This is a genomic window from Celeribacter baekdonensis B30 (assembly GCF_000299875.1).
In the GTDB taxonomy this organism is placed as follows: domain Bacteria; phylum Pseudomonadota; class Alphaproteobacteria; order Rhodobacterales; family Rhodobacteraceae; genus Celeribacter; species Celeribacter baekdonensis_A.
In genome coordinates this window covers 1-25,484 of sequence record NZ_AMRK01000015.1, presented here as the reverse complement: position 1 = coordinate 25,484, position 25,484 = coordinate 1, and the positions used below count along the sequence as shown (strand labels likewise).

Annotated in this window: 21 protein-coding genes, 1 tRNA gene and 2 rRNA genes; 4 read left to right on the top strand and 20 right to left on the bottom strand. The window is 61.5% G+C overall.

Annotation, left to right across the window (positions count from 1 at the left end):
• Positions 1–241 precede the first annotated feature (241 nt).
• The 11 genes from B30_RS18715 to B30_RS18670 all read right to left on the bottom strand — a co-directional run bounded on the left by B30_RS18715 (position 242) and on the right by B30_RS18670 (position 12,802).
• Entirely contained in the window at positions 242–1,288 is a 1,047-nt protein-coding gene (locus B30_RS18715; protein WP_009573760.1) for a DUF7146 domain-containing protein, read from the bottom strand.
• The gene (locus tag B30_RS18710; RefSeq protein ID WP_009573759.1) at positions 1,288–5,595 is read right to left on the bottom strand and encodes a strawberry notch family protein; all 4,308 of its coding nucleotides are present in this window, start codon (positions 5,593–5,595) and stop codon (positions 1,288–1,290) included. Before B30_RS18710 ends, B30_RS18715 begins: the two co-directional genes overlap by 1 nt.
• Before the next feature lie 157 nt (positions 5,596–5,752).
• On the bottom strand, positions 5,753–6,397 hold the full coding sequence (locus B30_RS18705; protein WP_009573758.1) for a hypothetical protein: 645 nt from the start codon (positions 6,395–6,397) through the stop codon (positions 5,753–5,755).
• Entirely contained in the window at positions 6,390–6,806 is a 417-nt protein-coding gene (locus B30_RS18700) for a hypothetical protein (protein WP_009573757.1), read from the bottom strand. The genes B30_RS18705 and B30_RS18700 overlap by 8 nt, the downstream gene beginning before the upstream one ends.
• Before the next feature lie 65 nt (positions 6,807–6,871).
• Complete coding sequence (locus tag B30_RS18695; protein WP_009573756.1) at positions 6,872–7,420, bottom strand: hypothetical protein; 549 nt, start codon at positions 7,418–7,420, stop codon at positions 6,872–6,874.
• A gap of 197 nt (positions 7,421–7,617) precedes the next feature.
• Positions 7,618–7,782 carry a hypothetical protein gene (locus B30_RS21975; RefSeq protein WP_009573755.1) on the bottom strand — a complete coding sequence of 55 codons (165 nt, stop codon included), beginning with the start codon at positions 7,780–7,782 and terminating at the stop codon, positions 7,618–7,620.
• A 416-nt stretch (positions 7,783–8,198) separates the two neighbouring features.
• Entirely contained in the window at positions 8,199–8,504 is a 306-nt protein-coding gene (locus B30_RS18690) for a hypothetical protein (protein WP_009573754.1), read from the bottom strand.
• 97 nt (positions 8,505–8,601) lie between these two features.
• Positions 8,602–10,728 (bottom strand): ParB/RepB/Spo0J family partition protein, encoded by a 2,127-nt coding sequence (locus tag B30_RS18685; protein WP_009573753.1) that lies wholly within the window; start codon positions 10,726–10,728, stop codon positions 8,602–8,604.
• Between the two features lie 116 nt (positions 10,729–10,844).
• On the bottom strand, positions 10,845–11,321 hold the full coding sequence (gene radC / locus B30_RS18680; protein ID WP_051130664.1) for a RadC family protein: 477 nt from the start codon (positions 11,319–11,321) through the stop codon (positions 10,845–10,847).
• Between the two features lie 126 nt (positions 11,322–11,447).
• Positions 11,448–11,843 carry a DUF2958 domain-containing protein gene (locus B30_RS18675; RefSeq protein WP_009573751.1) on the bottom strand — a complete coding sequence of 132 codons (396 nt, stop codon included), beginning with the start codon at positions 11,841–11,843 and terminating at the stop codon, positions 11,448–11,450.
• Positions 11,840–12,802 (bottom strand): ArdC family protein, encoded by a 963-nt coding sequence (locus tag B30_RS18670; RefSeq protein WP_009573750.1) that lies wholly within the window; start codon positions 12,800–12,802, stop codon positions 11,840–11,842. Before B30_RS18670 ends, B30_RS18675 begins: the two co-directional genes overlap by 4 nt.
• Before the next feature lie 266 nt (positions 12,803–13,068).
• On the opposite strand from B30_RS18670, the gene B30_RS18665 reads away from it, so the two are divergent.
• The 3 genes from B30_RS18665 (at position 13,069) to B30_RS18655 (ending at position 18,621) form a co-directional block, all read left to right on the top strand.
• Positions 13,069–14,289, top strand: a complete 1,221-nt coding sequence (locus B30_RS18665) for an ATP-binding protein (RefSeq protein ID WP_009573749.1) — start codon at positions 13,069–13,071, stop codon at positions 14,287–14,289.
• 62 nt (positions 14,290–14,351) lie between these two features.
• Positions 14,352–15,134 (top strand): HamA C-terminal domain-containing protein, encoded by a 783-nt coding sequence (locus tag B30_RS18660; RefSeq protein ID WP_009573748.1) that lies wholly within the window; start codon positions 14,352–14,354, stop codon positions 15,132–15,134.
• The gene (locus B30_RS18655) at positions 15,121–18,621 is read left to right on the top strand and encodes a DEAD/DEAH box helicase (RefSeq protein WP_009573747.1); all 3,501 of its coding nucleotides are present in this window, start codon (positions 15,121–15,123) and stop codon (positions 18,619–18,621) included. The genes B30_RS18660 and B30_RS18655 overlap by 14 nt, the downstream gene beginning before the upstream one ends.
• A 25-nt stretch (positions 18,622–18,646) precedes the next feature.
• Here the strand turns inward: B30_RS18655 and B30_RS18650 are convergent, their stop codons facing one another.
• The 6 genes from B30_RS18650 to B30_RS22580 all read right to left on the bottom strand — a co-directional run bounded on the left by B30_RS18650 (position 18,647) and on the right by B30_RS22580 (position 23,137).
• The gene (locus tag B30_RS18650) at positions 18,647–19,600 is read right to left on the bottom strand and encodes a restriction endonuclease (RefSeq protein WP_009573746.1); all 954 of its coding nucleotides are present in this window, start codon (positions 19,598–19,600) and stop codon (positions 18,647–18,649) included.
• Positions 19,597–20,865, bottom strand: coding sequence for a three-Cys-motif partner protein TcmP (locus tag B30_RS18645; protein WP_009573745.1), 1,269 nt, complete (start codon positions 20,863–20,865; stop codon positions 19,597–19,599). Before B30_RS18645 ends, B30_RS18650 begins: the two co-directional genes overlap by 4 nt.
• Positions 20,866–20,892: 27 nt before the next feature.
• On the bottom strand, positions 20,893–21,675 hold the full coding sequence (locus B30_RS18640; RefSeq protein WP_009573744.1) for a DUF5131 family protein: 783 nt from the start codon (positions 21,673–21,675) through the stop codon (positions 20,893–20,895).
• 36 nt (positions 21,676–21,711) lie between these two features.
• Positions 21,712–22,143 (bottom strand): PIN domain-containing protein, encoded by a 432-nt coding sequence (locus B30_RS18635; protein WP_009573743.1) that lies wholly within the window; start codon positions 22,141–22,143, stop codon positions 21,712–21,714.
• The gene (locus B30_RS18630) at positions 22,140–22,442 is read right to left on the bottom strand and encodes a hypothetical protein (RefSeq protein ID WP_009573742.1); all 303 of its coding nucleotides are present in this window, start codon (positions 22,440–22,442) and stop codon (positions 22,140–22,142) included. Before B30_RS18630 ends, B30_RS18635 begins: the two co-directional genes overlap by 4 nt.
• A 290-nt stretch (positions 22,443–22,732) precedes the next feature.
• Entirely contained in the window at positions 22,733–23,137 is a 405-nt protein-coding gene (locus B30_RS22580) for a hypothetical protein (RefSeq protein WP_040402971.1), read from the bottom strand.
• On the opposite strand from B30_RS22580, the gene B30_RS21860 reads away from it, so the two are divergent.
• Positions 23,060–24,751, top strand: coding sequence for a recombinase family protein (locus B30_RS21860; protein WP_232616945.1), 1,692 nt, complete (start codon positions 23,060–23,062; stop codon positions 24,749–24,751). The two genes, B30_RS22580 and B30_RS21860, sit on opposite strands and share 78 nt — an antisense overlap.
• Here B30_RS21860 and B30_RS18615 read toward each other — a convergent pair.
• The 3 genes from B30_RS18615 to B30_RS18605 form a co-directional block, all read right to left on the bottom strand.
• Positions 24,708–24,784 (bottom strand) — tRNA-Met (locus B30_RS18615). The two genes, B30_RS21860 and B30_RS18615, sit on opposite strands and share 44 nt — an antisense overlap.
• 167 nt (positions 24,785–24,951) lie before the next feature.
• A 5S ribosomal RNA gene (rrf, locus tag B30_RS18610) occupies positions 24,952–25,066 on the bottom strand.
• Between the two features lie 128 nt (positions 25,067–25,194).
• A 23S ribosomal RNA gene (locus tag B30_RS18605) occupies positions 25,195–25,484 on the bottom strand; the annotation flags it as partial.

Sequence of the window (25,484 nt, the reverse complement as noted above, 5' to 3'; positions counted from 1 at the left end):
CAAAGCCCGGCTGATTTGCTTCGCGCTGTAAAGGCGGGCAATCCGGGGTCCCCGCGCGACCTGTCGCGTGGGGTGGTTTTCCCGCCGACGGAAATCAGTCGGGCGCCGCCATTGCCGGGCCGGAGCGTTTGTGGGCCGCTCGCCCTCTCAGAAGGCCAAGGCGCGGTCCCCCTGCCGATGACAGGATGTAGCCCACTGCGCATGACTGGATCAGAGTTTCCCGATCCCGGCCCCGTGCCGGCTATGGCGTCAGGGCCATGAAGCGGCCGACGTCCTCGGGGGCGACCTGCACCCGGATCCCGGCCCGAAGCGCCTCCAGCCCGAGGCTGACGAGATCGTCGTTGAAGTCCCCCAGCATGGGCGAGAGCGTGATCGCCTCGATCCCGGCCTCGTGCGCCCGGTCCGCTAGGCCATCGCGCGCGCCGTCGCCTGCCGGATCGTTGTCGCGGACGATATAGAGCCTGCGCAGATGCGGCGGGAACAGGATGGCGGCGAGATGCCCGGCGGAAAGTGCCGAGACCATCGGCATTGTGGGCAATGCCTGCCGGAGCGACAGGATGGTCTCGATGCCTTCGCCTGCGGCGAGCACATCCTGCGGCTCGTCAAGCCGGACGGCGTGTCCAAGCAGATTGCCCATCGCCTTCCTCGGCGGATCGAGCGGCGCCTTGCCAGAGCCGTCGCGGGTGAGCCAGGTGCGATGCGCGCCGGTGATCTTGCCATCGAGGTCGGTCACCGCGGCAATCATGGCGGGCCATGCCTCTGTCGGCCCATCGCCCTCGGGTCGCCAGTAGCAGCTCGGATGGAAACGCAGATTTGCGGTTCCGCGTAAATCCGTAATACCGCGGCCGCGTAAATACGTCTCCGCGAGGCTGCCGATCAATGGCCGGGTCATGTGCCAGAGGCGACGCGCCGCTTCGGACGATCCGGATGGTGCCGGCGGTGTTCGGAACTTGCGGGACCATGGCTCCGGTTCGGGATGCGGCAGGCTGAGGAAGCGGCGGGCTTCTTCGGCAATGTCGGCAAAATCGATGAGGCCGAGGCTTTCGCCGATCACGTCGAGCAGATCGCCATGTTCCCCGCTCTGCGCATCGGTCCATTTGCCGGCCGCGCCCTTGCCGGACTCCGGCCCGGTCAGACGGACGAACATGGAGCGGCCGGGACTGTTCTGCACATCGCCGACCTGCCAGTAATTGCCCTGCTTTCGCCCATTCGAGAGGTAATAGCGGCACACCGCCTCGGCTTCTCGGCCGAGACGCTGCGCCAGTTCGGAAGCGTTGAGACGTGCCATCACGCGGCCTCCCGCTCGGAAATGCGCTCGACCGGGAAGCGGTCGAGCAGTTTGCCGATGATCTCCGGCCCCGATGCGTCCACCGGCACGAAGAAGCGGAGTTTCCATGAGATGATCTCGCTGAAGAGACCATAGGTTCGCAGCCGATCGCGCATGGTATCGGTGAAGCCGGTGAGTTCGATCCGGTTCGCGCCCATGACCCGGACGCGGCGCAGTTGCAGCCCCTCGGCGAGATCGAAGATCGTTCGGCCCTCGATCAGCGCGGCATAGGCCTGGTCCGGCGTGATGCTGGTCGCGACGCCGCTGGTGGCGGCATTTGCCGCCCATGCGGGCGAGACCCGGCGACCGATGATGCGTTCCCCCTCATCGGTTTGGAGCCGATAGACCCGGGAGGACTCCTGCGGCAGGCGCTTCCATATCGGCAGCAAGAGCCCCGTCACCATATGCAGGATGCTGTCGGTGAACTCCGGCACCTCGGCCAGTTCCGCCTTCCAGGCCACGATGAAGTCGGCACGGTCGGCCTCGATCCAATGGGTCTCACCCATCGCACGCACCGGAATGTTCATCGCCTCCATGGGCCGGATCAGCCGCACGCGCCGTTCGATCTCGCCATCATCGAGCATGACGCTGGTGGTCGGGATCTGCACGGCGGCACGACCGGATCGCTCGTTGATGAGCAATCTTGCGCGGGGATCATCCAGTTCCGCCAGGGCTGCATCGAGCGTGACCGGCTGATTGCGCTTGCGCTCGGTGAGCGTGAGAAGCCGGGTTTCCGCGCCGGTGCCCGGATGCGTGTGGATCACCTGCCGGTCTGTGACGATGAAGCTTTCGGCCTTCAGCGTTTCCAGCCCCATGTCATAGGTGCCAGACGCAATCGCCCCGTCGATCCGGGCCTGCAGAAGCTGTTCGAAGGCCGAGAACAGGATGCCCTGCAACTCGATGGTCAGCGCCAGCAGACGGTTGAGGAAGGTGGTGATCGGCGGCAGTTCGTCCTTCACACCGTTGCTGTCCATCAGCTTCAACCCGGTGGCGGTTTCAAAGCGTTCGAGCGAGCAGCCCTCGACCTTGCCGCGCACGATCAGCAGATAGAGCTGGCGAAGCGCGTCGCGGGCATAGGCGGATTCCAGATTGTCCTCGGGACGGAACAGCCCCTGACCGCCGGTCTGGCGCTGGCCGCGTGTGATCGCACCCAGCGTATCGAGGCGGCGGGCGATGGTCGAGAGGAAGCGCTTCTCGGCTTTGACATCCGTGGCGATGGGCCGGAAGAGCGGCGGCTGCGCCTGATTGGTCCGGTTGGTGCGGCCCAGCCCCTGAATGGCCGCATCGGCCTTCCAGCCCGGCTCCAGCAGGTAGTGCACCCGCAGCCGCTGGTTCCGCGCCAAAAGGTCCGCGTGATAGCTGCGCCCGGTGCCACCGGCATCAGAGAAGACCAGGATGCGCTTCTGGTCATCCATGAAGGCCGCAGTCTCGGAGAGGTTGGCAGAAGGCGGACGGTTCTCGACTGCAAGACATGCGGACGCACCGTCGCCTTTGCGCACGATCCGGCGCGAACGTCCTGTGACCTCCGCCACCATATCCGTGCCGAAGCGCTGGACGATTTGATCGAGCGCCCCCGGCACAGGAGGAAGCGACCCGAGTTGCTCCAGCATCTCATCGCGCCGGGCGACGGCTTCTCGGCTTTCGACCGGCTGCCCATCGCGGAACACGGGCCGCGAGGACAAATTGCCTTCGCTGTCGGTGAAGGGCTCATAGAGTTGCACCGGGAAGGAATGCAGCAAGTACGAGCCGACATACTCCCGCGGCGTGACATCGACGGAAATGTCGTTCCATTCCTCGGTCGGGATCTCGGACAGCCGCCGCTCCATCAGGGCTTCGCCGGTCGAGACGATCTGGATGACGGCGGCATGGCCCGCCGCCAGATCGGCTTCGATCGAGCGGATCAGGGTCGGGGTTTTCATGGAGGTCAGCAGATGGCCGAAGAAGCGCTGCTTGGTGCTCTCGAAGGCCGACCGCGCGGCGGATTTGGCCTGGCGGTTCAACGTGCCTTCACTGCCGGTGATGTTGGCCGCCGCCATCGCCGCGTCCAGGTTTCCATGGATCACGGCGAACGCGGCCGCGTAAGCATCATAGATGCGCCGCTGTTCATCGGTGAGCTGATGCTCGACCAGCTCGTATTCCACCCCGTCGTAGGAGAGCGAGCGCGCGGTATAGAGGCCGAGAGAACGCAAATCGCGGGCGAGCACTTCCATGGCCGCCACGCCGCCCGCTTCAATCGCTTCGACGAACTCGGCGCGGGTCTGGAACGGAAAATCCTCACCGCCCCAGAGACCGAGCCGTTGTGCATAGGCGAGATTGTGAACCGTGGTGGCCCCGGTTGCCGAGACATAGACCACGCGCGCATCCGGCAGGGCATGCTGGAGCCGCAGGCCTGCGCGTCCCTGCTGCGAGGCGGCGATATCACCGCGGTCTCCCTTGCCGCCACCGGCATTCTGCATCGCATGGCTCTCGTCGAAAATGATGACCCCATCGAAGTCCTTGCCCAACCATTCGACGATCTGCTTGACGCGCGAAACCTTCTCGCCGCGGTCATCGGAGCGCAGCGTGGCATAGGTGGTAAACAGGATGCCTTCCGACAGCGTGATCGGCTTCCCCTGCGGGAAGCGCGACAGAGGCGTGACAAGCAACCGTTCCATGCCAAGCGCCGACCAGTCGCGTTGCGCGTCCTCGATCAGCTTGTCGGATTTGGAGATCCAGACCGCCTTGCGGCGCCCGCGTAGCCAGTTGTCTAGGATGATGCCGGCCGATTGGCGCCCCTTACCAGCGCCGGTGCCGTCACCGAGCATGAAGCCCCGGCGAAAGCGGACGGCGCCTTCGGCAGCGGCGCTCACGTTGTCGAAATGTTCGTCCACGGTCCAAGCACCGGCGAGATGATCGGCATGGGCTTCACCTGCATAGATAACCGTTTCAAGCTGGGCGTCCGACAGACGGGTGCGGATGTCAGCAGGCAGCATGGGGCGGTAAGACGGCCTGGGCGGTGCGACCGAGGCCATGGCGGCGGATTGCACGAGCCTGGTCGGATGCGGCTCAGCGCCCGGAATGCGCAGCGATTGCAGCGCATATTCCTCATAGATGGCGTCGGACAGGCGAGCGCCTACCGATGGCGTCCAGTCCACGGTCTCATAGACAAGTTCGAGGCCCTCGGGATCGTTGGCGGGAGCCGCGGCAGGCCGCGCAGCTGCCGAGCGGGCCAGATAGCCCCGCACGGTTCTCGGCGCGGCGGTTGAAGCGGGCGCAGCGATCTTCGGCAGCGAGACCGTCAAGCGTGGTGGGAGCTGGCTTTCGATCCAACCGAGCAGCGTGGCGACGTCGGGCGCGACACCCGGCGAAGCCGGGAAGACGGACGGATCGTCGGCGGGCAGCTTGTCGATCACCGTCAGCCGCGTGTCGATGCGGGTGCCATGTCTGGCGAAGACCGCGCCATCGATCGCCGCGGTGAAGACCACGCGGCTGCGGTCCTGCAGGCGCACGAAGGCGTCGCGCCAGGCCGGTGCTTCCGGTCCGAAGTTCGCGCCGGTGATCGTGACCAGCCGTCCGCCAGGAGCAAGCCGGGCCAGCGCCGAGGCAACATGGCGAAGGGAAGCATCCGCCATCCGCCCTTCGACATTGGCCATGACCGAGAAAGGCGGGTTCATCAGCACCACGGACGGCACAGCCTCCGGGGTCAGATGATCGTCGATCTGGGCGGCGTCGAGCCGGGTGACGGGAAAGGCCGGAAAGAGGGAAGAGAGAAGATCGGCGCGGGTCTCGGCGAGTTCGTTGAGGATCAGCGAACCGCCGACGCTCTGGGCAAGGATCGCCATCAGGCCGGTGCCAGCCGAGGGCTCCAGCACCACATCGTCCGGCGTGACCCCGGCCGCCGCCAGCGCGGCAAGACCGAGAGGCAGAGGGGTGCTGAACTGCTGGAAGCTCTGACTTTCTTCGGAGCGGCGGGTCTGCGTCGGCAGTAGGCCCGCGATCTTCGCCAGCGGATCGAGCCGTGAAACCGGAGAACCGGCTTTGCGGAAAAGCGCCTTTCCGTATTTGCGCAGGAACAGAACCGTGGCGACTTCGCAGGCCTCATAGGCGAGCTTCCAGTCCCAAGCGCCGCTGGCGTCGGAGGCGCCGAAAGCGCTTTCCATGGCACTGCGGAGGTCCGCGGTATCGACGCGTTGACCGCGTTCGAGATGGGGAAGAATGAGATGGGCGGCGGCCAGGATCACGGGGGCCGGCTGGGTGGCCGGACCGGTCACGGGAGATGAGATATTCATGTCGGGGAACCTCGGAGAGCAGGAACGGGAAGACCCGGACGGCTCTCTCTCACCCACCCGGACCTGCCCCTTTTCGGCCCACCTCTCACTCTCAAAGCACAGCATAAAAAAAGCGCCCCGACCGGACGGCGGGGCGCTAGTCGGTGCCTTCTCGGGATCATCCGAAGCGGCGACCGGCTTCAGTGAAGGTGTAACCGTTGGCGATGATGGTCTCATCGACGACGTCATCCGACGACAGGTAGTCAAACTCGCGCTCGAGCTGGCAGTAGAGCCATCGAGCCAGATCACGCAGCGCGTCGATGATCTTCTCCTCGGCATCGGCGGTCATGTCCTGCCAGGTAGGGCTGTCGCGCTCCACCGAGATCGCCATACAGTATTCGTGATAATAATGGCCGCGATGGGTGGCTTCGGCGCCAAGCTGATAGAAATTACGCCGCTGAACCGCCTGCAAGGCGTCGGCGATGCGGTGCAGTTCGGTGTCCTGCGGCGCGTATTCCCTGATCCGCCGTGGCGCGCCCTTGCGGTAGGCATAGAAAGTTTCGAAGCAGGCGCCATCGCCCTGGCTCCAGAAGCCCCGGAACCAGATGCAGGGTTCCCGTCGTGTGCCGCCGCCCATCAACCGGACGGTTCGGGTCTTGAGGTTCAGCCCGAGGATTTCGGCGACGCTCTGGAAATCCTCATAGACGGCATCGTACCAGTCATCGTCGAAGCCACCTTCGCGATACCAGGCACGGGCTTTGTCCCTGGCTGCATCGGAAAGCTCTTCGAGGCGATAGACAGTGATCTCGATGACCTCACTCATAGGGATTGCCCCCCTCCAGAACAGTGGAAAGCCAGCCATCGGTATTGATCCAATCCACCGTCTCGCCGGTAGCAAGATCAAGGACATGCGCGCCGCCGCCGAACCCGTCGATTCTCGGCCGAGAACAACTGTTTGCGTATTGAAGGCCCCATAGACCCGTCAGACCGAACTCGGTGGCGCAGCGTTTGACGAACTGGATGACATGCCCGGGATCGCCGGTGACGTCATCACGCATCCAGAGCTGAGTGCCACCATGTTCTGGCTGGATAGAGAGCAGGAAGCCGTCCGATGGCGGATCTTCGGCGGCATTGTCATCCGCCAGTGCGTTGTAGAGATCGAGTGCGCGGGCAGCGTTTTCGGGGGTGCCCACGTCAAGCAGGCAAGAAAAGTGCGTGAAATAGTCGGCCATGATGGTCTCCGGGCATGACATGGCCCGGCGTGACACCGGGCCGAATGGGATGGAAAGGGTGAAGCTCAGGCGGCCTGTGGCAGGCGGAGCAGATCGGCCGCGGTCTCGCGCCAGAAGGGATCAACCAACCGTGCCTCCAGCGCAGCGGCGCGGTAACGCAGCCGTCTCGCATCCCCGGGCTCCGAGGCTCGGAATGCCATACCGCGCAGTCGGCTGGCCTCGGTCACAATCCTGCGTGCCTCGGCAACGGAGGCGACCGGCTGCTGCCAGAGGATAATGCCGGCGCGGATTTCGCCGGCGAGGACCAGGCGCTGATCTCGGTCCTGAATGAGCATGATGCGCGGCTGAAAATACGGAAAGCTATTCGGCCCCGTGCAAATCTCACCACGCGACAGGCGCAAGACTGCGGCCTGGATGGCCTCATCCGGTGACGGGCATTCCCCAAGCGGGATCACGCGGTCAAAGCTGTTCGCCGCGTCACTGGCGTCATAGCTGGCGACACCGAGGCAAGAGATGCGCAGCGGCAGCTTTTGCGACCGATACAGCGCGGGTAGAACATCGGCCGTCAGAATCTGGCCGATGGAGCGGAAGGTTTCGGAACGAGCATAGGTCATCGGGATCACTCCATGACGGGCGCCGGTGAGCCTCCCTCTCCAGCCCTCAACCCGTCACGGCCGAAAGGCCCGCACTCTTCCTCTCTGACCGGGCTTGTTCCCGGTTCCGCTACCGACGATGGGGATCATCGCAAGGCTGAAGGCCCGAAGCGCGGGCTACCGCGCTCGGGCCGTCGGGGATGAGGCGCTTTCGCGCCTTACTCCCATGGATCCAGTTCCAGCTTCACCATGTCCTCATCGCCATCGAATTCGTCGGCCGGCATGGCGCCGTGGGTTCCATCCCCGGCCTGGAACACGACGATCACGACCATCAGAGTGGTGGCGAGGCTGGCGGCGAAAGCGGTGGCATCTGCATAGGACATCGGGATTGGCTCCTGTCTCTGGAGGCGGGGGACCATCCCCCGCGCGACAGGCGCCCGACGTGTCTGACCGGATCTGCACTCACCCTCGGGCGTTCGGACTTTTTCCGAATCCCCGAGGGCGGCACGTATGCGTAAGCCGACCCCTCCGGGGTTGAATGTCAAAGAGACGGATCAGACCAAGGTTAGCGAATGGAAGCGGGGGTGGTGTCTTGCATCCGACAGGCGCCCGATCTCCCCATTGCAGATGCTTCGCCCGGCCAGCCTTGCCGCCGCGCTGGCATCAGGAGCGTGTTCGAGGACGGGGGCGGACACCGATGTCGAACATAATGACCGGCACCGTGGTGATGCTGGAACTGGAACCATGGAGGCCCATGACAGGAAGACGGTGGCGACTATCGTAAGACGTGGACGGGCCTTCAGTCCCAGAGTCCATCGGCAATCTCGCGGGCGATCATCGCGCGCGCTCTCATCATCACCTCATCGCCGCTGGTATCGATATGACAGTAGAACCGGGCATGACCGCCATTCGCGGCCCAATCGGTGTAGCGGCAGTATTCGGGGGCTTCGAGACGAAAGGCGCGCATGTCATCCGCCCAATGCGGCTTCGGCTCCACGACCACAGTGATGCCATCGCGGGTTTCCTCCCAAGGCAGCGTGCGTTCGGATGGCGGACTGGCGCGGTTTTCACGGAATATCCGGTCGATATCGATCGTCGCGGGCATCAGGGTTTTCCAAAGAAAAAGCCCGGTCACGGGGACCGGGCAAGTTGCGGAAACGGAAGGGATGTGGCGGGGCAGCAAAGGCCACCCCGCCTGAGCATCATTCGGCGGCGACCATGGACTGCTCCTCGTCCTCCGTGGCGTCTTCATCCTCGCCATCGCCGGCAAGGAATTCAGGCAGATCATCCGCCTCTGTGTCGCCCCCGGCATCCATGGCGATATCGGCATCGGGATCGACCATGCGCAGCGGCTCCGGAAGCCAGCCGGTTTCAGCCAGCAGGCGCTCGGCCTCCTTGGCCATATCGCCCTTCTTCAGATGGTCGATGAGCTGCGCCGCCCGTTCGCCGGCGCCTTCGCGCACCGCCTCGATGATCCGCGGCTTGGTCACGCGGCCGAGATAGTTGCCGACGGTCGGCCGCCAGCCCACCGCCACCATGTCGAGGCCCGTCGCCCGCGCCAGCCGGTCGGCCTGGGACAGGCGCACGTCTAGCCCGTGCTGGCTGACGCCCATGCCGCCATAGGGGTTGGGCTTCTCGTGCAGGGCGTTGACGCCGAAGCTGACGCAATGGGCGAGCAACTCCATCCGGGTGTCATCGTCCTGATCAGCCAGCCAGTCCCAGAGCGCCGCATCGTCGGCCGGGATATGATCGCCCCAGCGTTCGTGCCGATCCTGGATGGACTTCGCCGAGACGCTTTCGCCGAGGTCGTCGGCTTGTGCCGGGAAATGAACCTCCCGGACATGGGCCTCAAGGCACCCCCTTGTGGAGTGCGGCAGGAAGCAATCGGTGACCAGCCGATGCAGCAGCGCCGTCATCGCGACATGCGGGTTGGCCGCCACGGCATCGCGGAGCGCCAGCGTGCGATGCGCGGTCAGCTCGCTGACGAGGCGATCGGGCAGCGGCCGGATGGTTTCGACCTCATCGTCCTCCTCGGGTTCGGTCGCCGTGCCACCCACCATGATGACCGAGCGCTGCACACCACCGGACTCGCCGCCCTCGGGAGAACACCCATCGGCACCCTGCCCTTCCTGACCTTCCACCGTCTCGTCGTCAGCACGGACATAGCCGCGCTCGACGGCGAGCTGGCCGTCGTGGCGAATGCTGACGAAGACACCGGCACGGGCCATCTGATCGGCGTCATAGCGCAGCGGCCGAGATTCCAAGGCGTCCAGCGCTTCCTCGATCTCGCCGAGGCGGGCATCAACCTCGTCGGGGAACTCGTCAGCCTCGGCATACTCCGCCTCCAGCGCGTCGAACTCGTCCCGCAGCTTCTCACGCTCGGCACGTTCGTCGTCAGTCAGGTCGATGGTGGTGCCGGCCAGACGGCGCATGCCATTGGTATGGCCGTAGGGGAAATCCGCCGCGACCTCGATCCACTTCCAGCCCTCGGCGGCGATGGTCTCCGCCTCGGCCTTCAGCTTCTCGCCCGCCAGCCGGTCGAGTAGCACCGGGTCCTGAAGCCAGCCGCCATCGTCCTGCTGGAAGAGATCGCGCAGCACATAGCCGCCCGCCGCCTCATAGGCCTCAATGCCGACGAAGAGAGCCCGCTTGTCGGAGGCCCGCACCGTGGTCTCGGTCAGCATACGCCGGATCGTGTAAGGCTCCTTCTGCCAGCTGTCCTTGATCGCCGCCCAGACCTGTTCTTGGCGGGCGTGGTCGTCAGAAACGGTGAAGGCCATGAGCTGTTCCAGCGTCATGCCGTCCTCGGCATAGGTCTCGAGCAGCGCCGGCGAGACCGAAACGAGGCGCAGACGCTGCTTCACCACCCTGGCGTCGACGAAAAAAGCCGCGGCGATTTCCTCCTCGCTCATGCCCTTCTCACGAAGGACCTGGAAGGCGCGAAACTGATCGAGCGGATGCAGTGGCGCGCGCTCGATGTTCTCCGCCAGAGACACCTCGTCGATCAGGATGTCGTCTCCGGCGTCCGAGACGGTACAGGGCACCGGCGCGGTCTTGTTAAGGCGCTTCTGTTTAACCAAAAGCTCCAGCGCACGATAGCGGCGGCCGCCAGCCGGCACCTCGAAGAGGCCGGTTTCCTGCCCTTCGGCGTCGAGCTCGGGCCGGACATGCAGGGACTGGATCAGCCCGCGGCGGGCGATGGACTCGGCCAGCTCCTCAACCGAGATGCCGGCCTTCACCCGTCGGACGTTGGACTGGCTGAGCACCAGCTTGTTGAAAGGGATGTCGCGCGAGGACGACAGGGTGATCTTCTGAGTGGCAGTGGCCATGTCAGTATCTCCATGACGGACGCCGGGGAGCCTCTCTCTCCGGCAACCAGCCCGTCACGAAACCCCCACCCTCCTTTCCCTCTCATGGCCGAGCCGAGGATGATCGCGAATACCCATCAGAGGTCGCCGCGGGCGCGCAAGCTGGTCTCCCAGCCAGCCCCGGTGATGATGTGGTCGTGGAGTATCACCCCCAGGGACGCACAGGCGTTCCGGATTTCCTTGGTCATCGCGAGGTCGGCAGCCGACGGCTCGGGATCGCCGGCCGGATGATTATGGACGATGATCAGCGCCGAGGCATTGAGTACCAGGCAGCGCCGCAGCACCTCCCGGGGATAGACCGGGACATGATCGACCGTGCCGATGGCCAGGCATTCGTCAGAGATCAGCCGGTTCCTGCGGTCGAGATAGAGGACATGGAAGCGCTCCACTTCGCCCCTGATGGTGAGGGCGCAATAGTCGAGCACCGCCTGCCAGGACGTCAGGACAGGGTTCTGATTGAGGTGGCGCAGCAGGATCTGCCGGGCCTCGTAGACCACGGCCTGCTCCTGGGCGGAGAACCGGAGCGGCTGCGGTTCGATGGCGGATGTTCTCATGTTTCGTGTCATGGTGCTGTTCTCCGACGGGCAGTCGGCCGGGCGCCGAACTTTCACCGCGTCACGAGGAGAAGCGCCGCCCTCTTCCTTCGAAGAGAGCGGCGCCGAAGCTGAAGAGCTTAGATCTCAGGAACGTGGGGGCTCCGTATCGGGATGTGTCCCGCCTGGCAGGCGGCCCGAGCGATAAAGCAGGCGCTCGGCATCGCGAATGCTGCCGGCATCGCGGGCGGCCTCGGCCCAGACCGAGATCGGGAAGTCCCCCGTGAAGAGCAGATCCCGCTCGATGCCCATGCCGAAGGGCAGCCGAATGTAACGCAGTTCGTTGAGGCTCCATGAGCCAAGTTCGGGGTAGCCAATGTCGGCCAGGCCAAACATGATGTCGCCGTCCTCGTCGAGCTCGGTCGCAAGCCAGACACCGGCGCCAAAGGGATTGAAGAACTTCACGACGGGGATGTGGTCGGTATCAGCCTGGCGGCCATTCGTCAGCAAACGGTCACGCTGTGTGTCGGTCAGGAGGATCATGCCGCGGCCCTCCCTTCCGTCGGGGTCTGCCGCTCAACATCGGTGCTGTCGTCGGGCAGATGGGCCAGCAGCCAGTCGGCCGCCTTACTGGCCTGCGAGGCTGCGCGCACGATGGCGCGGGAATCCTCGCGCATCACGTCCAGCCATGCGCCCACGTAATCGGCGTGGCGCACCGTCGGGGCGATCCCGAGCGAGGCGCAACAGAACGCGCTCGAAATCTCGGCGATCAGTTCCTCGAAGGCGTATTTCTTCGTGCCGAAGCCGCCCGAGAAGTCCCGCCCCAACCGTGAGGCATGTCCTGTCGCATGCCCCATCTCGTGCAGGGCGGTCCGGTGCCAGTTGATCGGCTCGAAATAGGCCTGCGGAGGTGGCACCTGCACATAATCGAGCGCGGGAACATAAAAGGCGCGGTTGCCACCGATCCGGAAGTCGATGCCGGTCGCCGCGATCAATGCCTCGACCCGCGGCTCGATCAGCCCGAGCGGCGGTGGCGGTGCCTCGACGGCGATGTCGTCGGGCAGACCCTCGCATTGCGCCGCGTTGAACACGGTAAAGCGCTTCAGAAACGGGATGCTGTTTGCGTCCTCCCCGGTCTCCCGAGCACGGCGCTTCTCGTCGTCAGGCGTGAAGCGGTCGGCATAGACGACGGTCGTGCCCCGCTCGCCCTTGCGGACATTACCGCCGAGCGACAGCGCCTGGCGGAAGGTCAGCCAATGCTGGGTTGGATAGCCCTGCTGAATGACGGCGCCCCAGAGGATCAGGACATTGATCCCGGAATATTGCCGACCCGTGCTGGCGTTGCGCGGCACGGCGAGCGGCGCCTGCGCCGCCGCCGTCCCCCAGGGCTGGACCCATGGCAGCCGGCCGTCCTCCAGCTCGGCGATGATCTTGTCGGTAATGTCGTCATAAAGGTTCGTTCGCGGGCCGCTCTTGCGGGCCGCGCGATGCTCCATGGTCATCGGAATGATCTCCGCGACGGGCGCCGGAGGCCTCTCCTCCAGCCCTCAACCCGTCACGGAAAACCCGCCCGCACTCTCACTCTCAGGGGGCGTTGCGGGGCCTCCCCGCTGATGGGGGTGTGTCGGCAATGCCAGTGCCGACCAGGGAGAAGGCTTTCCCCTCCCATCCCCTTCCAGATCGCGACCTTCTTGGTTCCAATTAGCGACCCATTGACTTCCAATCAGCCGAGACAGATAGTTCCAAATGTCGGAGACTAGAGGACGGGATGTTCAAGCGGTTTGTAGAGCGCCGGGCGGAGGAAGCCCTTTCGGATACGCCCGTGGTTCTCATTGTAGGGCCACGGCGGGCTGGCAAAACCACGCTCGTCAAGAAGATGGGGGAAGCCGGCCGCACCTATATCACGCTGGACGACCAGACCGTGCTGGAGGCTGCGCGGTCCGATCCGGCCGGGTTCATCCGGGGACTGGATAGGGCCATCATCGACGAGATTCAACGCGCGCCCGACCTGCTGCTGGCGATCAAGAAGACGGTCGACGAGGACTATCGTCCGGGCCGATTTCTCCTCACCGGCTCAGCGAATGTGCTGACCTTGCCACGGGTCGCCGATAGTCTCGCCGGCCGGATGGAAACGCTCGAGATGCTGCCGCTGGCACGGGCCGAGATCGAGGGCAGGACGCCGACCTTTCTGGAGCGTCTCTTCGAGGGAAAGCTGCAAAAGCCAAGCAAAGCGATCGTCGGCGACGATCTCGTCCACTCCGTCCTGCTCGGCGGCTTTCCCGAGGCGATCGCCCGTGAGAGCGAGCGGCGCCGGCAGGACTGGGCGCGATCCTATCTCACCTCGGTTCTCACCCGCGATCTCAGGGACATCGCAGAGGTCGAGAAGCTGACCGAGCTCCCGAAATTCGTGCGGTTGCTGGCCGAGCATTCCAGCCAATTGGTCAACTATTCGCAGTTCGGAGCCAGCATCAATGTCAGCCACAAGACGGGACAGCGCTACGTCGGGCTGCTCGAACAAGTCTTTCTGATCGCGACGCTGCAGCCCTGGTTCACCAACGCGCTGAAGCGCATCGTCAAAACACCGAAGCTACATTTCCTCGATTCCGGCCTGCTGGCGAGCACGCGGGGCCTGACCTTCGACAGGGTGAAGGCGGATCGCGGGACGTTCGGCGCCCTGCTGGAAAGCTTCGTGTTCTCGGAAGTGCTCAAGCTGACGACAGCCTCGGACCTGCGACTGACACCCTATCACTTCCGCGATCGCGACATGCGCGAGGTCGACATCGTGCTGGAGCGTGACGACGGCATGATCGCCGGCATCGAGGTGAAGGCGAGCGCCACGGTCAAGTCCGGCGATTTCGCTGGGCTGCGCGCCTTGGCCGAAGCCTGCGGAGACCGCTTTGCTTTTGGCACCGTGCTCTATGACAGCACGGATGTTGTGCCATTTGGTGACCGGCTGGCTGCGGCGCCATTGTCCTGTCTGTGGAGTTGAGCGGATGTGCAAAGATTGCCGACTGATCAACCTTCGCGATGCAATGATCGTGGGAGGCCTACGTGAGCCTGTATGAGAGGTGGTGCGACGCCACGAGAGAAAAAGACAAACGCAAGTACTACTGGACCTATGTCGAGAAGCATGGTGGCCGCGATGAAATCCAGGGGGACTTGGCTGAAACGATCCGTTCGCATTACGACCGACTGGAACGCATTGCGGAGGACGTGGACCGGCTCGGATACAAGGTCGCCGCCGAGATCCTCAGCGAGGCGATACCTCAGACGTCCAAGGGTCGTTCGGGCGATCTCGGCGAAATTCTCGCGACTGAGCTCGTCGAGGAGGAGATTGGCCTGCGTGTCCCTGTGCGCCGTCTCCGCTACAAGGACGGGCGCAACATGGCCATGCGCGGAGATGATTTCATCGGGGCCGGGTATGACAGTAAAGGCGAGAAGCTCTGGCTCCTGAAAGGCGAAGCCAAAAGCAACAAGGTGCTCGGTAAGGCCACGGTGACGAGCGCACGCAAGGTACTCAACCGCGACAGCGGTCGGTGTACGCCGGACTCGCTGCTGTTCGTTGCAAACCGCCTGCTGGAAAGCAACGACCCGGACGACAACGCGTTGGGTCGCAGCCTTCGCGACGAGGTGGGCCTGAAGTCTCTCCGGGCGGATCGCATCGATCACATGCTTTTCACTGTATCGGGCAACGGCCCGCACGCTTCGTTGAAACAGGATCTCGAGGCGACCGGCGCCAATCGCGACCAGTATGTCGTGAACATCCACGTCGAAGACCACCAGGACTTCATCGCAGCCATGTATCAGGAGGCGGAAGATCTTGGAGACGATTGACGAGCTGACAGCTTTCCTGACGGACGCGACCGTCGATGGCATCCTCGGACGCCTCCTGTATCGCGGCGCGGCATGGTCGCTGATGCGCGAAAACGGTGTACTGCCGCCGAATGCGCCGCCGCTCGGCGCGACGATCGAAACGGATCTTGCGGAACACGGCTTTGCTTTGCTTAGGGGCGCAATGGCCCTGCGTGCTCAGGCCGGCACCTCGGACCTGACCAGCAAGGCGTTCGAGCGCTCCGCCAATGCCTTCGAAGCTCTTGTTCGCAATGGTGATCCGGAATCGCCTGATCGAGGCTTCCGCCGCACCATCGCTGCCGCAGCCTATCATCTCGCCGGATTTTCAGCCGTTGCCTATTCGCTCTTCAACGAGACCGCGGGCGATCTCAACACCTCACCCGGCGAAACAGCGATCCAACATCTGATCCTGCGCGATCTCGGCCAATTGCGCGGCTTCGTTCGCGAGTGGCTGGACAACGATGATCACAAGGATGAGCAGATCGCGGAGGTTCTGCGGGGTGAAGAGCCCGATGTCGATGAGGCTCTGTCGACCATCCTCAACACGACGATCTGCCGGGCGCTGGCGTATTTTGATTTCGCGCTTGAGACGGGCGAAACCGAGCCGATCGAGACAGCCAGGGCAATACTCGACGCCGCGGTCAGCCTTGCAGACAATGCGGAGAATGTCCCCCTGTGGTGGATCTCGAACCTCTGTCGTCACCTTATCGATGACCTGTGGCAGCATTCCCTGCACGAAAATCTGCCGACCGAGCCACCGGAAGGAACGGAGGAAAAATACCCGGACCTGCGCAGGCTATTCATCTCATCGCTCTATGCTCGCAAAACTTCCGAGGTGGAGTTGTGGCCATCGCAGCGCGAAGCAGCCCGGCGCTCCACCGACGTCACGGACGATCTGGTTGTCGCCTTACCAACCAGCGCAGGTAAAACGCGAGTGGCCGAGATTGCCGCTTTGATGACCCTGTCGTCGGCGCGCCGGGTACTGATTGTCACGCCGCTGCGCGCGCTGTCCGCACAAACCGAGCGATCCTTCAGAAGAACCTTCGCGCCCCTCGGCTTCAGCGTCTCCTCACTTTATGGCGCCAGCGGCCTTTCGGCAGGCGATGAAGACGCATTGCGCACTCGCGAAATCATCATCGCGACACCTGAGAAGCTCGACTTCGCACTGCGAAGCGACCCATCTCTGATAGACGATGTCGGTCTCATCGTCCTCGACGAAGGCCACATGATTGGTCCGAGCGAGCGTGAAATCCGTTATGAGACGCTGGTCCAACGCCTGCTTCGGCGCTCGGACGCGGAGAGCCGTAGGATTGTCTGTTTGTCCGCCATTCTGCCCAGTGGCGAAGAGCTAGACGATCTCACGGCATGGATACGCTCCGACGAACCCGGCGCGCCGGTGCTCTCAGACTGGCGTCCGACCCGACAACGATTTGGCACGCTTACTTGGCGGGGCCAAGACGCACTGCTTCGCCTCGATCTGAATCGCAATGGTCCGTTCATCGATAAATTCGTCGTGCAGAGACCGGCTAGAGGCAAAGAAAAATTACCCTATCCGCGCAAGACGTCGCATCTCACCTTGTTCGCTGCATGGGAGTTCGCCGGCCAAGGTAAGAGGACGCTGATCTTTTCAACCCAAGCCAATTGGGTCGAAGGCTTCGGCAAACAAGTCGTTGACCTCTGCAAGCGTGGATATTTGGGCTCGCTGCTGGAGGATGAGGCACCGATTGCCCGCGCTCTTGAGGTCGGCAAGGAGTGGTTGGGAGAAAGCCACCCCGCCGTTGCCAGTCTGAAGGTAGGCGTCGCAATCCATCACGGTCGGCTTCCGAGCCCATTCCTGCGCGAATTGGAAACGCTGCTGTCCGAGGGCGTCTTGAAGGTCATCGTTGCATCGCCGACGCTCTCGCAAGGCCTCAATCTCAACGCTGCAGTTATGCTGGTGCCGTATCTGGTCCGCAGAGGCGAGAAGATCAAAGGCGAGGAGTTCGCAAATGTCGCCGGGCGAGCCGGCCGCGCTTTCGTGGACGTCGAAGGCCTCATCGTTCACGTGATGTTCGACAAGATCAAATGGCGAGAAAGAGAGTGGCGTGAGTTGGTTGCCTCCGCCAAGGCCCGCACACTGAAGAGCGGCCTCATCCAAATCGTCGCAGAGATCCTTGAGCGCCTGGCCCGTGAAGGCGTTCTGGAGCGCGATGACGCATGGGAATATCTCGCCAACGCCCGCGAAGCCTGGAGATCGCCCGCGGAGGAAGCCGCAGTCGCCGAGCGCTTGGCGGCCGGCGCGGAATATGACGCAGATGACGGTGAAGATGAAGGCGGTGATGACGAGGGGGAGACCATCGACGAGGAACCGCTTTCGCAAATCGTCGAACGTCTCGATGCGACTGTCTTCGGATTGATCGAAGCGCTGGACTCCGACCGGGCGGATCTGCCAACGCTCTTGGACGAGGCGCTCAAAGGGTCGCTCTGGGCGCGCCAGATAGCCCGAGAAGACGAGGACATCGCGCCATGGCACAAGAAGGTGTTCGAGGCGCGCGCTGAACTCATATGGAAGTCCACTACAACGGAGGCGCGGCGTGGACATTTCGCGATGGGTGTCGGGCTCGAGGCTGGGCTCGCCATTGATGCGATGGCAGACGAATTGGCCGATCTCCTCGATCAAGCTGACGCTGCCGCGCTGAGTGGAGATGTCGGCGAACTTGTCGACGCCCTTTCAGGTCTCGGGGAACGCCTGCTGTTTATGCGGCCGTTCATTCCCGACAAGACGAACGCGCTACCGGCCAACTGGAAGGACATCCTGCGCCGTTGGGTGTCTGGCGACGATGTCGCCAATATTGGGCCTCAGAATATGCGGGCTGTCGAAGAGGCCTTCACCTATCGTTTGGTCTGGGCCTTGGAAGCTGTTCGTACCCGCCGCATGTCCCTCGGCTGGTCTCCAGAAACAGTGGTGGGGGGCGCCGCAGCAGCGGTCGAAACCGGCGTTCCACAATTCATGATGTCGATGCTGATCCGCGCGGGCCTTCCATCACGGCGCGCAGCCATGGCGGCAATCGAGGATGCCGAGCCAGCCTTCGTCACGCCCGCGGAGATGAGGGCCTGGCTCGAATCCGACGAGATCACAGCTTACACCGATGCTGGTGATTGGCCGACCCCCGACACGGCAGCGCTATGGGCGCGGTTCCGAACGGAGGCCCTGAGTGGCGGCATTCAGAAATGGTCGGTCGAACACTACAAGCGCCTGCTCGACACCGCGACCGCCCCACCTGCCGGCCTCTATCGGATTGTCACAGACGATGGAGATGGGCGGACCTGGATGGCGACGCCTGACTATCAGCGGGTGGCGGCATTCAAGAAATCGGCACTTGATCCGAAGCCCAGCCTGTTCTCGGGGCGGCTGCCGGGCAATACTAGGTTGGTGGAAGCGTTGCGCGTCGGCCGTGGGAAACTGCGCTGGCCACGGGCCAACACGTAGAGGAGAACCTACGAGATAATTTCCGCTATTTTTCGTTGGAAGGCTGAAAAAATCCTGCTCTTAGGTCACGAATACTTTCCGAGTGCTTAGGCAGCTGCAAGGAGATGCGCTGATTCTTTCCCATCCGCCGCTGCGAAGAAAATTCTACGCGCTGGATGGCATCGATATCGCCGGATGAATACTCGACCCTGTTGGCCTCATCGAAAGGAATGTGTTCTGCCTCTACCCAGAGAGCAACGGTGAGTATTACGTCTCCCAACCGAACGGGTCCGTCGGGAGTCGTGACGGTCACCTCGCCGGGGTAGGGAAAGCACACCGTTCGGAAAACGGGTGACTGGGCCTTTTCTATGCCTTCAAACGGATCAGTTGCCTCCTGAAGCTGGAGCCAAAGATCGTTCAAAGACCAGGCCGCGCCGGTCTCCTCGTTACGAAAGATGGATGCGAAAGGGTCCGTATCCTCGGGTAGCGTACAGTCAAGATCCGACGGCTCTGGCATCTTCCAATCGAGCGAGCGAAATTTTCGAATACCGACTCGTGAAATGGCGCACGCTTTGTGCCAGAAGAGCACGAAGTCTACCTGCAGCAATGAATTGACATCCTCACTCGCGATTTCCGAGAGCTCTCGAAGAGAAACACCGCTTTGCTCGGCGACCTTCCGGGCACTGTCGGTGAAACCAGACGCACTCACCGCGATCGTACGATCTGCACCAATCGCCTTTTTCTTCGCGGCCAGTTGCTCGATCCAGGTGACATCCTGAATTGCAGTCCTTCGCCGACACTCGATCGTCAAAAGGACTTCGGCGGTTCCAATCCGCGTACGGATACTTGCATCGACCTCTCGTAGCTGACCTGTAATCTTGCATCTGATACGATCAGGAGAGTTAACAGTCACATTTCCGGGGTCTGCATCAGCCTCTATTCGCGCAACCAGACGCTCGAATTCACGCCATTCAGGATCTTGGCCTTCGCTGGCGCTCATCTTTTGCGACGCTTTCCGTCCGCACCGGCATCGAGGAACATCGGGAAGAAGCTGCGCTGTGTCTTCACCTTGATGACATCATTGACCCCAATCGTGTTTGCTTTCCGTCGCTCACCGCCTGCAGGTGTAATGACTTCAAGATCCGGGTTCTCGATAATCGCCGTATGAATGTCATCAGCGTGAGCAGGTGTGACGTTGTAGATGCTCTCGTAGAAATCCATGACGGGCATCGCATCACCAGTCTCAGTCACAAGACGCGGAATATCTCCCAGGAGTTGGCTCTTCGCGGACGCACGGGCATCACTGTCGAACAGATAGAGCATGCCTTCGTCATGCCGCGGATCATAAGACAGCATGTTGAGGCCAGACCGACCGAAATGTGCCTGCATCGTTGCATTATCATGCAGGATGTTGTTGTAGACCTGCCGCGCACGGCAAGCGTTGGCGAAGTGAATGAGCCAATACCGCCATCCACCAGGGTTATTAATCGAGAACGGGCTTACATAGGGAGCGCATCTCCGGAAGACGTCAAAAACGATTTTTTCAGCCGTGCCGAGCCAGTCATTCTTGCTCATGACCCCGTTCAGTTCACCGATATCGGTGGTCTTGAGCCCAAGATAGTCCAGTCGGGCAGTGAGTTGATCTGGTTGGTCCTTTTTCAAAAAGGCCAACAGCGAACTGATCATGAACGTGTAGAAGATCTCAGCCGCTGGATAGGTCCGCATGATGTCGACGATCGTGTCACGCTCGACGTGGCTATCCCCGCACTGGTCTAAGTTGAACAATACGCTTCGATAACGGCCCTGCTCCAGCAACGCCCTGGTTTTCGGGTAAGCTTTCTCGAAGAACTCATTCAAGTACTCTACGCGAAGATGCAGCTTCGGGCATGTTTCCGCGATATCTGCCTGCAGTGGTGCGACATGGGTCTTCAATAGTTCAATCGCATCCCGACTGGCATCATTAAAAATGAGAAGACACTCGACCTCAATAGCGCCCAAGCCTTGCGCCGCCCGCTGTGTGTTGACCGCTTCAGTCGCGCGCCTGAGTTCTTCAATGAAAATCAGCGGGGACCCGGGCGTTCCGCACTGGTAACGCCCCCCACCAGCAAAACCATCGACTATTGCAAGCCTGAAACGTTCCTGTTGGGGTAATTTGCAGCGAACGGTAAGATAATCAAAGACGTACTCACGAAGAATCTTGTGTTTGCGCCGCGAATGCTCTTCGAGCTTCGCGCCATCTGCCCATTCGTATCTTTTTTCGACCATGTTGCCTCCCCGCCTATCTCTAAACTCTTACACAACCGCTTGCGGGGCGGCAGGCATTTCGTCCCAGGTGCGTCCACGATATTCTCGCCCGTTGGCCTTCTTCGAGCGCTTCTTGTTGTCCTTGCCCCAAGTTCCCCACTGTTTGAAGAAAAATGCCGTCCCTGCCGTAAGGCATTGGGCATGTATTTCATCAATCCATTCTTCGCGAATTGGACGGGCGGACTTTCCGCTTTCGCCGCCCACAATCGCCCAGTGAATATCCTGAAGATCAATTGCGCCAACGGCACCAATCAGCGGCTCAAAAGAAATGAAGCGGATCGCTGCAGGTGACCGGCGGAGGTCATCGATGCGATCAACGACTTCAGCGTTTTCGATGCTCGTACCAAGCCAAACGTTGGGCAGGACCTCTCCGATGCGGTCGCTGACCAACTCTGCCATACGCTCGGGACGCTTAGTCAGAATCTGGTAGTTATGGCGTGGCGTTTCACGCATGACTTGCCAAACGTCCAATATGAATTCATCAGTCACCTGGTCATGGAAGAGGTCACTCATCGAGTTAACGAAGATCTTTCGGGGCTTGCGCCATCTGTGGGGAATCGTCAGTGCCTGCCGATCCTCACGCACGACTCCATTCCAAACGGTCCTCCGACCCGTCTTGCGAGTTAGTCCTGCATATTTCTGGACACCCATCGCTTCGAGCCGCTTGGCCATTTCCATCGCATAACAATGGGTGCAGCCGGCTGTAACGATCGAACACCCCGCTACCGGATTCCACGTGGCATCTGTCCATTCAATCTGTGTTTCAGCCATGTCGGCCTCCCGCGCATTCATCGTTCCGGCAGCACATCAGTCAGTACCGCGTAACGGGTTGATGAACTGGATATCGGAGAAATCTTTTTCGTTTTCTGTTACCACCACGCAATCGTTGGCTCCCGCGACGGCGGCGATAATCACATCCAACGTGCTCCGCGGACGACCCGTAGACGTCCCATCCGCCATAAGTCGTGCCCATATCAAGGCAGCCTTGTCGTCAAAGGCTAAGATTCGGTCCATGAACAATTCCTGCGGGCCTTCCGGCCCTGAAAACCAAGCATCAAGTGCATCGCGCTTCTTGCCACGTGGTTTTTCCAGAATGCCGCGTCGGATTTCGGCTATGGTCAGCGATGCGATGAAGAGGTCCTCATCCCGCTGAGCTGCCATCCATTTCATCAGAAGTTCAGATGGCTTCGGCTTGACGATATTGCTGATGATGTTGGTGTCTAGAAGGTAACGGCTCACAGATCGACCCTTCGCCCTTCATCGCGCGAGCGCGAGAACTCGACTTCGGCTCCAACCAGGGGCGAACGGCGCAAGGCGGTCAGAATACTACCGGACTTCGGCGGCTCCTCTGCCACGACAGCCTTCACCGCGGCGCGCGCCTCTTCCGCTTCTGGCCCCTCTTCGGCCAAACGGCGAGCAAGCGAGCGGATCAGTTCGCGGTCGGATTCGAGAGCCATGACTTCGAAACGTTTGAAGCCGCGCTGTGTCAGGCGCGCGCGGTAATTCTTGATCGCTCGTTTCTGTGCAGCGTTGCTCATCGCCGATCTCCATGCTATATCAGGATATATATACCAAGAAACATTGGCTTTTCAACTGCCGTGCCGAAGAGCAAGCAGTCACGCCAAGATGGACGCGAGCCCGGAATGTGCCACAGGGTCCGACGTCAAGGCAGCATGGGTTAGATGTACATCGCGATCAAACAGACAATAGCGATTTTGCCCGCCGTTATTCACGACGAGGCTATATCCGTTTCTACGATCCGGCACGACGTAATGCGCCAGAAAAACCGCCAACACGCTGTTTTTACATACTATTTCTCCTTGAGCGATCACTTCGAGATGTCATTCTTTGTCTTGCGCACCTCAACGCGCGAGAAACGGATGGCGACCTCTTGGCACGACAGCGACAAACCAAAGCGGAGACACTGCATCTCTCCGTCGAAGCGGCGGACACCGACGCCGCGTGTCTCGCGGGCGCCGAGCCTGATGCCCGCCTCCGCGATCTGGTCCGCCTCTTGGCCCGTCAGGCCGCCCGCGACTTTGTCAACGCCGAGACGGCCCATCATGAACAGGACCGCCTCCCCAAGTAAGGAGGCCGCCGTATGAAGGTCGCGCTCTACGCTCGCTATTCGTCCGACAATCAGCGCGATGCCTCGATCGCAGATCAGTTCCGGATGTGTCGGCTCTACGCCGAGAAGCAGGGCTGGCAGATCGTCGAGGAATACTCGGACCATGCAATCTCGGGCGCCTCACTGCTCCGTCCAGGCATTCAGGCCCTAATCTCCGATGCCACACACGGCCGCTTCAATGTGATCCTCGCAGAGGCGATGGACCGACTCTCCCGGGACCAAGAAGATATCGCCGGTATCTTCAAGCGCATGTCCTATGCTGATGTGAAGCTCGTTACCCTTTCCGAAGGCGAGGTCACGCATCTGCATGTCGGCCTTAAGGGTACAATGAACGCGCTGTTCCTCAAGGATCTCGCCGACAAGACTCGCCGTGGCCTGCGCGGCCGGGTTGAGAGCGGAAAATCCGGAGGCGGTCTCTGCTACGGATATAACGTCGTACGCACCGCCGATCCGGACGAGCGCGGTCACCGGGAGATCAACACCGCCGAGGCAAGCATCATCCAGCGCATCTTCAAGGATTATCTTGAAGGCAAGTCCTCCCGCACCATTGCCATGACGCTGAATCGTGAGGGCGTCCCTGGGCCGCAAGGCAAAGAATGGGGGCCCTCCACAATCCACGGAAACCCCAAGCGTGGCACAGGTATCCTGAACAATGAGCTCTATATCGGCAAGCTGGTCTGGAATCGCCTGCGCTACATGAAGGATCCGGATACCGGCAAGCGCGTCTCGCGCCCAAACCCGGAGAGCGAATGGGTCGTTCAGGAGGTGCCGGAGCTCGCATTCATTGACCGGTCCCTATGGGATGCCGTGAAGGCGCGGCAAGCCAGCCTTGCCTTTGACAAATCCGAGAAGAGTTCAAACCCTATGAACAACCGGCGTCGCCCAAAGCACCTGTTCGGGGGGCTGATAAAGTGCGGCTGCTGCGGAGGGGGGTACTCGATGATCTCGAAAGACCTCATGGGGTGCTCAACAGCCCGCAACAAGGGCACTTGTGACAACCGAGTGAACATCCGACGCGATGCACTGGAGGCTTCCATTCTGAACGGCCTCAGGAAGCATCTGATGGAACCTGAACTGTTCAAGGAATTCTGTGCCGAGTTCACAAAGGAGGTAAACCGCCTTCGCATGGAACGCGGAGCTGATCTGGAAGTATGGAAGAGTGAGCTGGAGCGCACCGATCGGGAGTTGGACAAAATGGTAGATGCCATTTTGCAGGGATTTCCGCCAGCCAAGCTGAAGGACAAGGCCGAGAAGCTTGAGGCGCGCAAAGCCGAACTAACCGAACTCTTGGCCAATGCCGACGAGCCACCGCCCTTGCTGCACCCGAACATGGCGCAGATCTACCAGGACCGAATTAGACAGCTCTATGAGAATCTCCAGCGCGAAGAAGAGCGAGCACAAGCTGCCGAGGTGTTTCGTTCCCTTGTGGATCAGGTGACCCTTATCCCAGAGGACGGCGAACTTGCCATTGTGCTGCGTGGAGATCTGGGTGCCATCCTGCGCTTTGCTGCAGGAAAGAAAAACCCCGACTTCCTTTCGGAGGCCGAGGCTTTTGACAACCTGCTATCGCAGGGATCGTTGGTTGCGGGAGGGCGCAACAGACGATCTCTGCGGAATGGGTCCGGGAATGCAAAAACCTCCGCGGCGGGAGCCTTGGAGGTTTCGCAAGTATCGTTGGTTGCGGGGACAGGATTTGAACCTGTGACCTTCAGGTTATGAGCCTGACGAGCTACCGGGCTGCTCCACCCCGCGACATTTTTGTGCTTTAGCCTGTTCGGCGACTTGCACGGTGCTTTGACCCAAAAGGCAAAGGACGCTTTTTTCAGAACATTGATGTTCTGGATATTGCCCGAGGGCTGTTTTAAGCGATCGGGGATATTTAGATATCGTTAGAGAGATTAAATATGGCTCTTTATTAGGTTTGGCGGTGACCTACTCTCCCACGACTTAAGTCGCAGTACCATCGGCGCAACCGTGCTTAACGGCCGAGTTCGGGATGGGATCGGGTGTTTCACTAGCGCTGTGACCACCAAACCGAATAAAGAGCCACGACCGGGTTTGAGGCCCGGCCTGTCCAAGTCAGATACATTATACTGTGTGTTGGTATGTATGCTTCTGTTTGTCACAGTGAGTAAAACTTTTCAGTTTTGCTTTTACTGGATCAAATCAAGCCTATCGAGCAATTAGTACTGGTCAACTGAATGCATTACTGCACTTACATCTCCAGCCTATCGACGAGGTGGTCTACCTCGGCTCTCAGGGATACCTTGTTTTGAGGGGGGCTTCCCGCTTAGATGCCTTCAGCGGTTATCCTTTCCGATCATAGCTACCCAGCACTGCTATTGGCATAACAACTGGTCCACCAGTGGATCGTTCACCCCGGTCCTCTCGTACTAGGGGCAACTCCTCTCAAGTATCCTACACCCACGGCAGATAGGGACCGAACTGTCTC